Source organism: Actinoallomurus acaciae (genome assembly GCF_042429965.1).
In the GTDB taxonomy this organism is placed as follows: Bacteria; Actinomycetota; Actinomycetes; order Streptosporangiales; family Streptosporangiaceae; genus Actinoallomurus; species Actinoallomurus acaciae.
In genome coordinates this window covers 20,727-35,032 of record NZ_JBHLZP010000020.1, presented here as the reverse complement: position 1 = coordinate 35,032, position 14,306 = coordinate 20,727, and the positions used below count along the sequence as shown (strand labels likewise).

Annotated in this window: 14 protein-coding genes and 3 riboswitches; of the genes, 8 read left to right on the top strand and 6 right to left on the bottom strand. The window is 70.3% G+C overall.

Annotation, left to right across the window (positions count from 1 at the left end):
- A partial coding sequence (locus tag ACFFNX_RS05000; RefSeq protein ID WP_378195852.1) for a proton-conducting transporter transmembrane domain-containing protein occupies nucleotides 1-2,086 on the bottom strand: 2,086 nt, incomplete at its 3' end.
- A 229-nt stretch (nucleotides 2,087-2,315) separates the two neighbouring features.
- On the opposite strand from ACFFNX_RS05000, the gene ACFFNX_RS04995 reads away from it, so the two are divergent.
- The 4 genes from ACFFNX_RS04995 (at nucleotide 2,316) to ACFFNX_RS04980 (ending at nucleotide 6,950) form a co-directional block, all read left to right on the top strand.
- Nucleotides 2,316-3,647: an NfeD family protein gene (locus ACFFNX_RS04995; RefSeq protein WP_378195849.1), complete on the top strand. Its 1,332-nt coding sequence runs from the start codon at nucleotides 2,316-2,318 to the stop codon at nucleotides 3,645-3,647.
- On the top strand, nucleotides 3,644-4,441 hold the full coding sequence (locus ACFFNX_RS04990; RefSeq protein WP_378195846.1) for a slipin family protein: 798 nt from the start codon (nucleotides 3,644-3,646) through the stop codon (nucleotides 4,439-4,441). Before ACFFNX_RS04995 ends, ACFFNX_RS04990 begins: the two co-directional genes overlap by 4 nt.
- 124 nt (nucleotides 4,442-4,565) lie before the next feature.
- Complete coding sequence (locus ACFFNX_RS04985) at nucleotides 4,566-5,405, top strand: universal stress protein (protein WP_378195843.1); 840 nt, start codon at nucleotides 4,566-4,568, stop codon at nucleotides 5,403-5,405.
- Between the two features lie 171 nt (nucleotides 5,406-5,576).
- Nucleotides 5,577-6,950 carry a CHASE3 domain-containing protein gene (locus ACFFNX_RS04980; RefSeq protein WP_378195840.1) on the top strand — a complete coding sequence of 458 codons (1,374 nt, stop codon included), beginning with the start codon at nucleotides 5,577-5,579 and terminating at the stop codon, nucleotides 6,948-6,950.
- 108 nt (nucleotides 6,951-7,058) lie between these two features.
- Here ACFFNX_RS04980 and ACFFNX_RS04975 read toward each other — a convergent pair whose 3' ends face one another.
- The 3 genes from ACFFNX_RS04975 to ACFFNX_RS04965 all read right to left on the bottom strand — a co-directional run bounded on the left by ACFFNX_RS04975 (nucleotide 7,059) and on the right by ACFFNX_RS04965 (nucleotide 9,065).
- Nucleotides 7,059-7,481, bottom strand: coding sequence for a universal stress protein (locus tag ACFFNX_RS04975; RefSeq protein ID WP_378195837.1), 423 nt, complete (start codon nucleotides 7,479-7,481; stop codon nucleotides 7,059-7,061).
- A 120-nt stretch (nucleotides 7,482-7,601) separates the two neighbouring features.
- On the bottom strand, nucleotides 7,602-8,426 hold the full coding sequence (locus ACFFNX_RS04970; protein WP_378195834.1) for a PP2C family protein-serine/threonine phosphatase: 825 nt from the start codon (nucleotides 8,424-8,426) through the stop codon (nucleotides 7,602-7,604).
- A gap of 87 nt (nucleotides 8,427-8,513) precedes the next feature.
- On the bottom strand, nucleotides 8,514-9,065 hold the full coding sequence (locus ACFFNX_RS04965; RefSeq protein WP_378195831.1) for an NUDIX domain-containing protein: 552 nt from the start codon (nucleotides 9,063-9,065) through the stop codon (nucleotides 8,514-8,516).
- A 16-nt stretch (nucleotides 9,066-9,081) separates the two neighbouring features.
- A riboswitch (Fluoride riboswitch) is annotated at nucleotides 9,082-9,146 on the bottom strand.
- Between the two features lie 71 nt (nucleotides 9,147-9,217).
- Nucleotides 9,218-9,277, top strand: a riboswitch (Fluoride riboswitch).
- Between the two features lie 24 nt (nucleotides 9,278-9,301).
- On the opposite strand from ACFFNX_RS04965, the gene ACFFNX_RS04960 reads away from it, so the two are divergent.
- Both ACFFNX_RS04960 and ACFFNX_RS04955 read left to right on the top strand, forming a co-directional pair.
- Nucleotides 9,302-9,784 carry a hypothetical protein gene (locus ACFFNX_RS04960; protein WP_378195828.1) on the top strand — a complete coding sequence of 161 codons (483 nt, stop codon included), beginning with the start codon at nucleotides 9,302-9,304 and terminating at the stop codon, nucleotides 9,782-9,784.
- A gap of 1 nt (nucleotide 9,785) precedes the next feature.
- Nucleotides 9,786-10,301 (top strand): SixA phosphatase family protein, encoded by a 516-nt coding sequence (locus ACFFNX_RS04955; RefSeq protein ID WP_378195825.1) that lies wholly within the window; start codon nucleotides 9,786-9,788, stop codon nucleotides 10,299-10,301.
- A gap of 4 nt (nucleotides 10,302-10,305) precedes the next feature.
- Here ACFFNX_RS04955 and ACFFNX_RS04950 read toward each other — a convergent pair whose 3' ends face one another.
- Together ACFFNX_RS04950 and ACFFNX_RS04945 are read right to left on the bottom strand one after the other, a co-directional pair.
- Nucleotides 10,306-10,701: a hypothetical protein gene (locus tag ACFFNX_RS04950; protein ID WP_378195822.1), complete on the bottom strand. Its 396-nt coding sequence runs from the start codon at nucleotides 10,699-10,701 to the stop codon at nucleotides 10,306-10,308.
- A gap of 55 nt (nucleotides 10,702-10,756) precedes the next feature.
- A complete protein-coding gene (locus ACFFNX_RS04945) occupies nucleotides 10,757-10,984 on the bottom strand; it encodes a histidine phosphatase family protein (protein ID WP_378195819.1) in 228 nt (75 codons plus the stop codon).
- 129 nt (nucleotides 10,985-11,113) lie between these two features.
- Nucleotides 11,114-11,177, top strand: a riboswitch (Fluoride riboswitch).
- Nucleotides 11,178-11,232: 55 nt separating this feature from the next.
- Here ACFFNX_RS04945 and ACFFNX_RS04940 point away from each other — a divergent pair.
- Together ACFFNX_RS04940 and ACFFNX_RS04935 are read left to right on the top strand one after the other, a co-directional pair.
- Nucleotides 11,233-12,792, top strand: coding sequence for a MutS-related protein (locus tag ACFFNX_RS04940; protein WP_378195815.1), 1,560 nt, complete (start codon nucleotides 11,233-11,235; stop codon nucleotides 12,790-12,792).
- Nucleotides 12,789-14,282 carry a MutS-related protein gene (locus ACFFNX_RS04935; protein ID WP_378195812.1) on the top strand — a complete coding sequence of 498 codons (1,494 nt, stop codon included), beginning with the start codon at nucleotides 12,789-12,791 and terminating at the stop codon, nucleotides 14,280-14,282. The genes ACFFNX_RS04940 and ACFFNX_RS04935 overlap by 4 nt, the downstream gene beginning before the upstream one ends.
- Nucleotides 14,283-14,306 lie beyond the last annotated feature (24 nt).

Here is a 14,306-nt window from a genome sequence, read left to right as displayed (position 1 = left end):
CGGCTCCGGCCAGTCCGGCCAGCCCGGCCGACGCACCGGCGGCCCGCCTCCCGCAGCGGTCCGGCCGGGGAAGTCCCGGCGGCAGGCCGCGCAGCACGAACGCCGCGACCATCGCCGTCAGCACCTCGACCAGCACCAGGGTCAGCGCCACGTCGGGCGCGCCGGCGAGGATGAACCACGTCGTCACGATCAGCCCGATCAGGCCGAGCAGCGCGACGGCGCCCAGGACCGATCGCGTCCACAGCAGCCCGGCGACCACCGCCGCCAGCAGGATCAGCAGTACCCAGTCCATCGGGCCGGACGGCGGGCCGAGCGGTCTCCTATGAGCGCCGAGCGCCGCGACGCCGCCCAGGAGCACCACCGCGGCCACGGGCGGCGCCAGATAGACGCGCGTCGCGTCGCGGTGAGCCGTGCGGCCGACCACGGCGCCGAACCGGAGCGTGCCCCGGTAGAGGCGGTCGAAGAGCATCGCCCCGCCCAGCGGAGGGACGCGCCGCAACACGCGATCGACCGGGTCGCGGGCGAGGAACAGCCCGGTGCCGCACATGATCGTCACGCCGGTCATGAGCAACTCGGGGCCGAACCCGTGCCACAGCGCGAAGTACGGCGGCCTGCCCCACGGCTCGACGTCCAGAATGGCCTGGCGCATGAGAGGGTTCAACACGATGACCGCGGGGCCGAGGACGGCGCCGGCCACGGCCGCGACGCCCGCCGGGGCGAGGAACGACCAGGCCGGCTCGTACAGCCTCCGCTGGAGCGTCGGCCCGGCGAACGCGCCGTAGAGGATCCGCACGCCATAGGCGAACGTCAGCGCCGACGCGGCGATCGCGAGTGTCCCGAACACCGCGCCGGCTCCGGGGAACGCGCGGGCTCCCACGAACCCCTGGAACAGCGACTCCTTGCTGACGAAACCGATCATCGGGGGGATCCCGGCCAGCGACATCCCGGCCAGGCCGGTGAGCGTGGCGGTGACCGGCATGACCCGCATCAGCCCGGACAGCTCCCTGATGTCGCGGCTTCCCGCCTCCCGGTCGATGACGCCGACCAGCATGAACAGCGTCGCCTTGAACAGCGCGTGCGCGAACGTGTGCAGCACGGCGGCCGCGAGCGCCGCCGTCGTGCCCACCCCGATCGCGGCGACCAGCAGGCCGAGCTGGCTGACGGTGGAATGGGCCAGCAGCGCCTTCAGATCGTGCTCGCGCAACGCCGTCGCCGCGCCGAGCACGGCCGTGAGCAGGCCGACGCCGGTGAGCGTGAGCGACCACCCGGGGCGTCCCGCGTACAGCGTGGAGAAACGGAGCAGCAGGTAGATACCGGCCTTGACCATCGTGGCCGCGTGCAGGTAGGCGCTCACCGGAGTGATCGCCACCATGGCCCCGGGCAGCCAGAAATGGAACGGTATCTGCGCCGACTTGGTGAACGCCGCGACGATGATCAGCGCCGCCACGACCGGCGCGACGGGCGATCCCAGCACGCGCCCCGGCGCGGCCAGGATCGCGGTCAGGTCAGTGGTCCCCGTGACGGTCGCGAGCAGCACGATCGCGACCAGGAACGCCAGTCCTCCCGCCCCGGTGACCAGCAGGGCCCGCACCGCCGCCCGTACCGACCTGGCGCCGGGCGCACCGATCAGGAAGAAGGAGATGATGCTGGTCAGCTCCCAGAACACGAACATCAGCACCAGGTCCCCGGACAGCACCAGGCCGAGCATCGCGCCGCCGAACAGGGTGAGCAGGAAGTAGACCAGGCCGTGGGGGCCGCCCGCGGGCAGATAACGCGGGCAGTACGCCATGATCAACGCGCCGACGCCGAGGACGAGAAGGCAGAACAGGGCCGTCAGCCCGTCCAGCCGCAGGGTGAAGGACACGCCGAGGTCGGGTATCCAGGGCCAGGACGCGGTGACGGCTCCGCCAGCCAGCGCCGTCGGCGCCGTCCAGCCGAGGACGACGGCCACTCCGACGAAACCGGCGGACAGCGCGTAGCCGGCGTTACGCCCGAGGAAGCGCTCCAGGATCGGGGCGAGTACGGCGAGGACGCCCATCGAGGCCAGCGCGGCGACGAGGATCACCGAATGCCCGCCCGCCGTCATCGGGACGACGCGCCGCCCGCCGGCGCTCGGCGGCCGGGGCGCCGCGGCGGCGTGGCCTTGTTCGTCTCCGGATTGCCGATGACCGACTCCTTCGGCGGCGCCCGATGCTCGAGATGATCGTGACACAGTGTATCCGATCATCTACGGTAAGTGATCTGTGTGTGCTTGTCATCGCCCTTCCCGCGACGAACAGTGGAGATACGAGCCGTGGTTCGGGGAGGGGGACCCGATGGCTGCGCGCTGGACACTCCTGCCGCAGGTCTGGCTGCCGGTCGTGGTGTGGCTGGTGGCCGTGGCCTGGAGCGCGCTCCTTCCGGCCGCGGCGGGCGCGCGGCCGGACACGATCTTGACGACCCGGGTCGAGGGGGCGATCACCCCTGTCGTCGCGGATCACCTCAAGGACGGTGTGCGGCGGGCGGAACGCGAGAACCATCGGGCGTTCCTGGTCGAGCTGGATACCCCCGGCGGGCTGCTCACCTCGACCCGAGAGATCGTCACCTCCTTTCTGCGCGCCCGTGTGCCGGTCGTCGTCTACGTGGCGCCCACCGGTTCCCGGGCGGCCTCGGCCGGGACGTTCATCACCTTCGCCGCCAACGTGGCCGCGATGGCGCCGGGCACCACCATCGGCGCCGCGACGCCGGTGGCGATCCAGAACGGGAAGCAGGCCGAAGGCAAGATCGTGGAGGACTCCGTCGCCCACATCCGCAGCATCGCCGCGCAGCGGGGCCGCAACGTCGCCTTCGCCGAGGACACCGTGCGCAGGGGCCGCGCCGCCACCGCCGAGGAGGCCCTGCGGCTCCACGCGATCGACCTGATCGCGCCGGACCGCGGCGCGCTGTTGCGCGAGCTCGACGGCCGGCGGGTGACCGTCGGCGGGGGCCAGGTGGTCATCCTGCACACGGCCGGGGCCCGGCTGGTCGAGCACGACATGGGACTCATGCGGAGGTTCCTCCAGATACTCGCCGACCCGAACCTGGCCTACCTGTTCCTGTCGATCGGCACGCTCGCCGTCATCTACGAGCTCGCCAGCCCCGGAATGGGCCTCGGCGGCGTCATCGGCGCGGCGCTGCTGGTCCTCGGCCTGTTCTCGCTCAGCGTGCTGCCGGTCAACGTCGCGGGTCTGGCCCTGCTCGGGCTCGCCGCCGCGCTGTTCGTCGCGGAGATCTTCACACCCGGGATCGGCGTGTTCGCCGCCGGTGGTGCGATCGCGCTGCTGCTGTCGGGTGTGTTCCTGTTCGAAGGCTCGATCAGAGTGAGCCCGGCGGTGCTCTGGCCGACGGTGATCGTCGTCGGCGGCGGGGCGCTGCTGGCCGGCCGGCTCGCGTGGCGGGCTCGCCGGTCCACACCGGCGACCGGGCGGGAGTTCCTCATCGGCGCCGAAGGCGTGGTCCGCCACGCCGCCGGCCACAGCGGCCAGGTGTTCGTCGAGGGGGCCTGGTGGAACGCACGCGCCCCGCACCACGACCTCAGCGAAGGCCGGCGCGTACGGGTCGTGTCCGTCGAGGACCTCACCCTGATCGTCGAACCGGCCGAGGAGGAACTACCGAAGGAGAGACCATGAACGATTCTCTGACTGGAATCGTGATCGCCGTCGTCGTCGTCCTGCTGGTCCTCATGACGGCCGTGCGGATCGTCAAGGAGTACGAACGCGGGGTGATCTTCCGCCTGGGGCGGATCATCGGCGCCAAGGGGCCGGGGCTGTTCTTCATCATCCCGATCGTCGACCGCATGGTCCGGGTCTCGCTGCGCACCGTGACCATGGCCATTCCACCGCAGGACGTGATCACGAAGGACAACGTCACCGTACGGGTCAACGCGGTGGCCTACTTCAACGTCGTCGACCCGAACCGGTCCGTCGTCGCCGTGGAGAACCACATCACGGCGACGTCGGAGATCGCCCAGACCACACTGCGGTCCATTCTCGGCCAGGTCGACCTCGACGAACTGCTGGTCAAACGGGACGAGATCAACCAGCGACTCCAACGGATCATCGACGACGTCACCAGCCCGTGGGGGGTGAAGGTCACGCTCGTGGAGGTCAAGCATGTCGAGCTGCCGGAGACGATGCGGCGGGCGATGGCCCGGCAGGCCGAGGCCGAACGCGACCGGCGTGCCAAGGTCATCCATGCCCACGGCGAGTTCGAGGCCGCCGAGACTCTGGGGCGCGCCGCGGTCGTCCTGGAGGAACACCCGGCGGCCATGCAGCTACGCGTGCTGTCCACGATGGCGGAGGTGGCCTCCGAGCGGAACTCGACTCTGATCTTCCCGATGCCGCTGGACCTCTTCCGCCTGGTCGACACGCTGCGTCCGTACCTGGCGGGTGGCGGCGACCGGGAACCCGCGCCGCCCGGGTGAGGCCCGCGGGCGCGTCGCATCGCCCGCGGGGCACTGCCGGTGAGCGGCGCCTCCGGGGGACCTTCGCCCCTGCCGCGGGCGCTCTCGTTCGCGAAGCATGTGGGGGAGGCGGAAGGAGATCGCGATGCCCGGGGTCGAGATGCTCGTCGGCTACGACGGCTCGGACGAGAGCAGGTACGCGCTCCGCTGGGCGGCCCGCGAGGCGTCGCTGCGCGGAATGCCGCTCACGGCCTGCCACGTATGGCATTGGCCGGTGGCCGCGATGCCCCCTTCCCCGGAGATCCTGGAGACGTTCCGTCTCATGAGCGAGTACACGGCCGAGCGCGGCGCGAGCATCGCGCGAGGCATGGCGCCCGGCCTCACCGCCAGGGCGAACGCGGTGCGCGGCCCGGTCGCCGAAACCCTGCTGGGGCTCTCGCGCCAGGCGGGGATGCTCGTGGTCGGGCACCGCGGTAATGAGGGCTTCGACGGCCTGCTCGTCGGCTCGGTGGCGGCACAGCTGGCGGCACACGCGCACTGCCCGCTCGTCGTGGTCCGCGAGACGTCCATGGTCGAGGACGGCCCGGTCACCGTCGGCGTGGACGGCTCGGCGGCCAGCGGCGCGGCGCTGGCGTTCGCCCTTGAGGAGGCGGCGCTGCGCGGTGTCGGCGTGCATGCCGTCTGCGGCTCGCTCGACCTCGGGGGCGCCGAAGCCGCCGCCGTTCCCGACCTGGAGGAGCTGAACAGACGGGCGTCCGCCCGGTTCGAGGAGACGGTGGCCGCCCGGCGCGCGGCGTACCCCCAGGTGCCGGTGCGGACCTCTTTCGTCACGGCACCGCCTCGCCGAGCGCTCATGGCGGAGGCGGAGGCCGCGACACTGCTCGTCGTCGGGCGCCGTGGGCTCGGCGACATGCGCGGACCACTGGGATCGGTGAGCCAGTACATGACCCACTACGCACCCTGCCCGGTCGCGATCGTGTGCTGAGCGTCGTACGGTACGGGGCCTCGATCCCGGGAGCCGCACACTTTCGTGCACGTAGAGTGATATATATAAGGATTTTCCATTATGACCGGCAGGCGCGCCGGTCAGGGGATCACGATGAGGGTAAGGGGCCTGAGGCGCAGGTTGCGCATACGGGGAGGGCTCACCCCCCGTGTGGCGCTGGCGAGTGCCCTGCTGGCGTTGCTCATCGGCGGTGTCTTCGGCTTCCTCGCCGGGGCGATCACCGTCATGCGCGATACGGCGATGATCGCCAGGAACTCCGAGAGGGTGCTCGCGGCCGCTCATGATCTGGAGAGGCTCGTCATCGACCTGGAGACGGGCCAGCGCGGATTCCTGATCACCCGGGACGAGGCGTACCTCGAGCCCTGGACGGCGGCGCGGGCCGGCTTCGACACGCACGCCGCGCAGCTGGACAGCCTCGCGGCCGAGCGCCACCCCGAACAGGCCGAACGCGCGGCGAAGATCGTCCGAGACAGCCGGTCCTACCTCCGGGAGTACTCCGAACCGGCGGTGCAGGCCACCAGGCAGGGCGCGATCACCGAGATGAGCGGGACGGCGTCGACGGGGGAGGGGAAACGGCGTGTCGATGGGATCCGCGAGCAGTTCGACCACTTCATCCGGTTCGAACACGGTCTCGCGGCCGAACGTGATGCCCGTTCGGACCAGGCCGCCAGCCGGGCCGTCCTGGTGGCCCTGGGCGGCATCGCGACCTCGATCGTATTGATCACGGGGTTCAGCGGTTACCTGACGCGTTGCGTCGTCCGGCCGGTTCGCCGTACGTCGCTCATGGCGGTCAAGGTCGCAGACGGAGACTTCAGCGTACGGATGCCCGAGACCGGTAACGCCGAGATCGGCGACCTCCAGCACTCCTTCAACACCATGGCCGTCTCCTTGGAGCGCAACCGCGGCGAACTGATGGCCTCACGGGCCCGGATCGTGACCTCCGGCGACGCCGTCCGCCGCCGCATCGAACGCGACCTGCACGACGGAACCCAGCAGCGCCTGGTGTCCCTCGGCCTCAAGCTGCGCATGGCCGAGAGCGACGTGCCGCCCGACCAGGGGCACCTCAGGGAACAGCTGTCCCGGCTGGCGACCGAGGTGACCGAGGTCGTGGAAGAGCTGCGGGAGATATCGCGGGGCATCCATCCGCCGATCCTGTCCAAGCGCGGTCTGAGACCGGCCCTCGCCACGCTCGCCCGGCGTTCCCCCATCCCGGTCGAGCTCCAGCTGCGGATCGACGGCAAGCTGCCCGAACCCACCGAGGTGGCCGCGTACTACGTCGTGTCCGAGGCGCTGACGAACGCCGCCAAGCACGCACAGGCCTCCTGCGTATGGGTCGAGGTCGCCGAGGTCGACGGTGAGATACGGCTGACGGTACGCGACGACGGCGTCGGCGGAGCCGACCCGGCTCGCGGATCCGGGCTCATCGGCCTTCGCGACCGTGTCGAGGCCCTCGGCGGCACCATCCGTTTCACCAGCCCGGCGAGCGGCGGCACCACACTCAGCGCACGAATCCCGGCCGGCTGACCACCCCCTGCGCCCGAGGGACACGACGGCGCGTACGTGAGACGGCGCGGCGCTGTTCCGGTCGTAGCCTTTCTCGGCTCCCATCAGTGTTGAACAGGCTCGACGCGGTCAGACCTCGGCGTCCGTGTCGTCCTCACAGACGATCACGCGGCACGGTGGGGAGCACAGCACAGCCGACACGGTCGCACCGGCGAGCGGAGCGCCGTTCCGAGATTCTCGGCCGGCGCCGACCACGAGCAGATCCGCCCGTTCGGCCAGGCGGCTGAGCTGCGTGCCGGTGTCACCGCGAGCGATCCGCAGACGGGTGGTCACGCGTTGCGCGCGGGGCACGAGCCGCTGCACCTCGCCGCGCAGCCGCAGCCACGCGGTCAGAGTCCGCCACAGGCCGTCTTCGCGGGGAATGACGCGGACGACCTCGAGCCGGGCATGGCGCTCGCGTGCTTCGGCACCGGCCCGCCGCAGCGCCACGGTGGAGTTGAGAGACCCGTCGAATCCGACGACCACATTCCGGGGGCCCATGATGACCTGCATGATCAACCTCCTCGTCGCTTCCAGGGTGATCGATGTGCCGGTGATGGCATGAGGGCCGAGCGGGCCCGTGCCGTAGGACCTTGACACGTCTTCCGGTCCGCGATTCACGCACTGTCGGCATCACTCCGTCCTTCCTCGGCAGATGGTCGTCCGCGCCGCACCGACGAGGGTCGGCGCGGACGGCAGGGGCGGCCGGGCGGTGTCGTCGCCGCCGATGGCATCGGCGACGACGACGGTGATGTTGTCGGGTCCGCCGGCCTGGTCGGCCTGCTCGATGAGCCGGGCGACGGCGTGACCGGGACTCTCCGCGGTCGCCAGCAGCGCGTACACCGTGGCGGGAGCGACCGGGCCGGTGAGGCCGTCGGAGCACAGCAGGTAGCGGTCGCCCGGCATGGCCTGATGCAGGCTCAGGTCCGGGCGCCGGTCGATGTTCCCGTCGAGGACGCGTGTCAGGCGGTTGCCGTGCCGGACGGGGCGGCCGAGCTCGGCGGCAAGGAGCGCCTCAAGGGTGTGGTCTTCGGTAAGGGGTTCGAGATGGCCGTCGCGGAGCCGGTAGGCGCGGCAGTCTCCGATGTGGGCGAGCGCCATGCGGGCGCCGGACCACAGCATCGCGGTGAGCGTCGTGCCCATGCCGGTCAGCGCCACGTCCTCGGCGATGCGCCGGGCGATCGCCTCGTTCGCTCTGCGTACGGCTTCGCCCAGCGTACGGGTGAGCGCGGTGACCGGAACCTCGGTGTCGGCGGCGATGAGATTGGAGATCGCGGTCGAGCTGGCGATCTCGCCACCGACATGTCCGCCCATCCCGTCGGCCACGGCCAGCAGTCGCGCGCCGGCGTACCCGGAGTCCTCGTTGTTCGGGCGGACGCGACCCACCACGGAGCCCACGGCGTGCTCGAGTCTGATCGTTTCGGGCCGTTGCGCGGAGTCAGGGATCTTTGGACGCATGGGGGCCTCCCACCCGGATCGGGTAGGGACCGTTGGCGGCGTGTCCGCGGTCGACGGCGGGCCCCTCCGCCGTGCTGCCATCGCAGCCTACTGCGATGTTCGTCCCGATCGATATGGCGAATACGTTCCGACCGGCACGGCCGGAAGCCTCCTGGTCGCCGCTGTTCGACGATGGCGCCGTCGCGGGGGCCGCCACAGGTTGCCCAGGTACGCCGCGGTCAAGGGCAGGCGTGTCCGCAGGCCGCGCAGATGACCGGCGATCGGTGGCCGCAGGTTCAGCTCGGGCAGGGCGTCGAGGCGGACGAAGCCGGGCTCGAGTCCCGCTTCGGTCGCCTCGACCGCCGCTGCCGCGGGCACGTCGGCGGCCAACAGGACGATCTCAATGGTGCGGTCGGCGCCGTCGGGGTCGATCGCCTCCAGCGCGAAGGCGACGCGGTCGATCTCTGCGCGAATCCCCGTCTCTTCCAGCACCTCGCGCCGGGCGCAGGCGGCCAGCCCCTCGCCGGGTCGGGGACATCCTCCGGGGAGGACCCAGTCGCCACCGTCTCGGGCGCGGTGGAGCAGCAGGACCTCGTCGCCCCGGAAGACGATCGCAGAGCAGCGCAACCTGACGAGCGTGGCATCGTGATCTGCGCGCATAACGGCCTCCACAGGTTTGGGAGTAGAGGCCATCAGCGTCATATTCGCGCGGTCAGGGCGAGCCTCATCGCCTGTCTTCAGTTTATTCGCCGCTGTCGCCTGAGCGCCAGGACGGAGCAACAAATGGGCGTAAACTGGTGTATGTCGCTCGTGGAGCGATGGGCGATGAGGCTCGCCGAAAACGCGATCTCGCTGATGGCCTCTCCTGGACGGCTGTGCCGGAGGAGGGGACGGTCATGGGCATCCGAGTCGCGGAGGACCGCGACCGCGTACGTCGTCGCGTGGAGCCACAGCGCTACGGCGATCTGGTCATCGACCTGCTGGCGATCGCGCATGAGGGAGTCCGGCTGCAGTCGGCGGCCGAACGGGCCATCGCGGGTTGCGGTGGCCCGGAGACCGACGCTTCCGCGCGTGAGTGCGGGCGTCTTCTCGCCCGCTACTACCGGCTGCGCGGCGAACTGGCCTCACTACCGCTCTCCGGTCCGCTACTGCGGTTCCGCGGGGAGATGGACACGTTGCTGCTGTGCCATCAGTTCTTCCTGCACGAGGCGGCCATCGGCTGCCACAGGGAACCGGCCGACCTGCGTTCTGGTCTGGGGCTGCAGGCCGAGTGGCTGCGAAATCTGCGGGACGAGATCCTCGGGTACGTCCCGCAGGCGGAGGACCCCGTCGGCACCGCCATGCCGGCGGATCATCGGACCTGCGGCCCGCGAGGCTGAGGTGGTCGCCGATTCCGTCCGGACGCTGGCCATCCTCCGCCACGCCAAGTCCGCCTGGCCGGACGTCGCCGATCACCAGCGCCCCCTGGCCGACCGCGGCCGACGGGACGCGCCGCGGGCGGGGGTCTGGCTCCGCGACAACGGGGCGATACCGGATCACGTCCTGTGCTCCACGGCACGCCGGGCGCGGGAGACGTGGCGGCTGACGGCCGGCGCCTTGCAGCCCGCACCCCTGGTCACCTATGACGACCGGCTCTACGACGCGGACGTCGAACGCGTGATGGATGCCATCGCAGAGGTGCCCGACCGGGTCACCAGGTTGCTGCTCGTCGGCCATGCGCCGATGGTGCAGGCGCTGACGCTGTATCTGGCCGGTGATGCGGTCGGTGACGCATTGGCCCGGGCGCAGACCAGGTTCCCCACCTGCGCGATCGCGATGCTCGCCGTTCCGGACGGCTGGGCGTCGCTGCGCCCGCGCTCAGGGGTGCTGCTCGATTTCGTCGTGCCGCGCGGCTGAGCCCTCATTCGCCGGCGAGCCGACGCGCGTCTTGCAGGAGTTCGCGGAGGCGTCGTCCCGGTTCGCCCAGGCCTTCGGCCGCAGCGCGCGGGTCGGTGCGGCGGTGGTACGGCGGCGGTGGCAGGGCCATGTTCGCGGCCCCGTCGACCAGGAGGAGATGATGGTCGACGCACTGCTGCGCGGGGACGGCGAGCCCCGATACGGCCGGATCACTACGGAGCGGCTCGAGTTCCTCGCCGAGCCGGGCGTAGACGGAGGTGACCCGCTGGGCGTCCGAGAGCATGGAGCGAGGGACGTCACCGGGCGCGGAGCAGGCCCGTACGATCCGATCGGCCTCAGGCTGAAGGTCCACGGCACGCTTCAGAATCGCGACGAGGCGCGCCGCATGGTCGGAGGCCATGGCAGGACGGTGGGTTCTCTTCATGGGCCCTCCAGGATGTATGTTCCGTCGGCCATCACGTACCGGAGCCGCCACGACCCCACACATCCGGCCCGGCCTCTCGCCATTCGACCCAGTCCGGATCGTCCAGCCGCACTTCTTCCGGGTCGAGTCCCTCGTCCCAGATCAGCCACAGCAGGTCGACGCGATCCAGGGCGTAGCCGGCCGTCCGCCCCTCGACGGTCACGAGCCGTCCGCGTGGGCCCGGCGGGTGGACCACGACCACGGCAGACCCTTCCCCCATATCCACCAGTGTCAGCTGCGATCTCCGCGGTGCACAAGTGGCAGCACGGCTCCCTGCCGCGCCACCCCGTGATCTCGCTCGCAGTCGAGGCTCATGACTTGGCGGGGCCACACGATCGGGCGCATCATGAGAGTGCCCGGCGATGAGGCTCGCCGTTGACCGCACATCCCGTGCCGATGGCCTCTACACGTGGTCGGTCGCTGACGCGTCCGTCCACGGCCCGTATCGAGCCGGGAGGTGCAGTCGCCGTGTCTTTCCCCAGTGTCCTGTTCATCCGACCTGACGATCAGTCCGCGGCGGGACGGGCACCCGAGCCGGACTACTTCCCCGACCTCAACCTCGACCAGGTCGTCGCCTCGATCACCGCCGGGCGCGAGGAGTACGACCTGGCGCCGTTCTTCCACGCGCGGCTGAGCAGCGTGGAGGCGGTCGAGTACCGGCACGAGGTGTTCGGCGACCTGGAGGATGCGGCGCTGTCGGCGGGAATCGACGAGTTCGCCGCACAGATGCGGGACATGCGCCGCCGGCTCGGCCAGGCCGGCAAACTACGGCACCGGCACCAGCGGGCGAGCTGGTTCCTGGACGCGGCCGAGATCTACAGCGATGCCGTTGCCGTGCTGGCACGCACGCTGGAAGAGAGGCGCCTCGTCTCGCGCGGCCTGCGGTCGATCCGCGACCACGCGGTCGGCTACGCCCGGTCCGGGGAGTTCGAGACGCTGCGTGCCGACATCCGACGGGTACGCGAGGCGCTCGCCTCGGTCCGTTGCTGCCTGAAGATCACCGACGGATCGGTGACCGTGACCCGCTATGAGGGGGAGGCGGACTACGGCGCCGAGGTGCTGGCGGCGTTCGAGAAGTTCAAGCAGGCCGAGACGAAGAGCTACCGCGTCGCGTACCACGACTACGTGGACATGAACCACGTGGAGGAAGCCATCCTCGACCGCGTCGCCCTGCTGTATCCGGAGGCCTTCGCGACCCTCGACACCTTCTACGAACGACATCGGACGTATCCGGACCGAACGGTGGAGGTCTTCGACCGCGAGGTGCAGTTCTACCTCGCCTACCGGACGTTCATCGCCGGGTTGGCGGCAGCCGGGCTGCCGTTCTGCCATCCCGAGGTGTCACGGGCCGCCAAACGGATCGGTGGCCGCGAGATCTTCGACGTGGCTCTGGCCGGCAAGCTCGTCAAGGAACGCACCCAGGTGATCACCAACGACTTCCACCTCGACGGCCCGGAACGCGTCATCGTGGTGACCGGGCCCAACCAGGGCGGCAAGACCACGTTCGCCCGCACCTTCGGCCAACTGCACCATCTCGCCGCGCTCGGCTGCCCGGTCCCGGGCCGCCAGGCCCGCCTGTCCCTGTGCGACCAGCTGTTCACCCATTTCGAACGGGGCGAGAACCTCGCCGACCTGTCCGGCAAACTGCACGACGACCTGGTCCGTGTCCACGACATCCTCGAGCGGGCCACCGACGCGAGCATCGTCATCATGAACGAGGTCTTCACCTCCACCACGCTCCACGATGCCGTCACGCTCGGCACACGGGTACTGGAAAAGATCATCGCGCTGGATCTGCTGTGCGTGTGCGTCACCTTCGTCGACGAGTTCGCCGCGCTCGGGCCCTCGACGGTGAGCATGGTCGCCGCGGCCGTGCCCGGCAACCCGGCTCTACGCACCTACCGCATCGTCCGCAGACCTGCGGACGGGCTCTCGTACGCCATGGCCATCGCCGACAAGTACGGCATCACCTACGACCGCCTCATAGAACGGATCAACGCACGCGCCGAGGGGAGGCTCGCGTCGTGAAGGCGTTCCTGCTCCATCCCGACCGCGACGTCGACTGGAAGACGGGACTCGAAGACCCGGACCTGGTCCGGGACCTCGGCCTGGACACGCTGCTGGACGCCATGGCCGGCGACGACGCCCTCGTCCGTGACGTGGCCGGACACGCCCTGCTGAACTCTCTCGGCGAGCCCGGCACCATCATCTACCGGCAGCAGATCCTGCGCGACTGGCTCGACCACCGCGACGTACTGATCGAGATCTACAACCTCGCCGCCGAGACCATCGCCGGTGAACGCCGTATCTGGCCCGGCTTCCTGCGTAGCCCGGACTCGATCATGTACCGCTCGGTCCAGGCGATGGACCTGTTCCTCGGGCAGTTGCGCAAGCTGCGCACGATCGCCGACGACCACGCCGCCGACGTCCACTCACCGGGGCTGACCCGGTTCTTCCGGATGCTACGGGCCGAACTCGACGACGCCTACTTCGCCACCATCGAGGACCACCTGCGCCGCCTGAAGTTCAAGAACGGCGTCCTGGTCAGCATCGAACTCGGCACCGGCTGCAAGAACACCGGTTACATCCTGCGCCGCCCACACCCCAAGCCCGGCTGGCGGGTTCGCCTGACCGGCGACCGCAACCCCTCGTTCACCTATCGCATACCCGACCGCGACGAGGCCGGCGGGCGGGCACTGGCCGAGATACGGGCGCGGGGCATCAACCTCGCCGCGGACGCGCTGGCCCGGTCCTCGGACCACATCCTCAGCTTCTTCACCATGCTCTGCCGCGAACTGGCCTTCTACGTCGGCTGCCTCAACCTACAGGCCCGGCTGAGCGGCAAGGGCGAGCCGCTGTGCTTTCCGGCACCGCTGCCCGCGGGCCGCCCGGTCCTGACCTGCCGCGGCCTGTACGACACCTGCCTGAGCCTGCGCCGCGACGAGCGGGTCGCGGGCAACGACGTCGACGCCGACGGAGTGCCGCTGATAGTGATCACTGGGGCGAACGAGGGCGGCAAGTCGACTTTCCTGCGCAGCGCTGGCCTGGCCCAGTTGATGATGCAGGCCGGCATGTTCGTCTCGGCCACCTCCTTCACCGCCGACGTAAGCCATCGTCTGTTCACTCACTACCGCCGCGAAGAAGACGCCGAGATGGAAAGCGGGAAGCTGGACGAGGAACTCGCCCGCATCAGCGCCATCGCCGACCAGGCCGGCCCTGGCAGCATCGTGCTGTTCAACGAGTCCTTCGCCGCCACCAACGAACGCGAAGGCTCCCAGATCGCCCGCCAGGTCGTCCACGCGCTCTTGGACTGCGACATCAAGGTCCTCATCGTCACCCACCTGTACGACCTCGCCGACGGCCTCCACCGCGAGCACACCGACGACGCGCTGTTCCTCCGTGCCGGGCGCGAAGCCGACGGAACCCGCACGTTCCGCCTCCAGGTCGGTCAACCACTGCCCACCAGCTTCGGTGCAGACCTCTACCAACAGGTCTTCGGCGCCCCACCGCGATCCTGACGCGCGTCGACGGCCGCTCGCCGC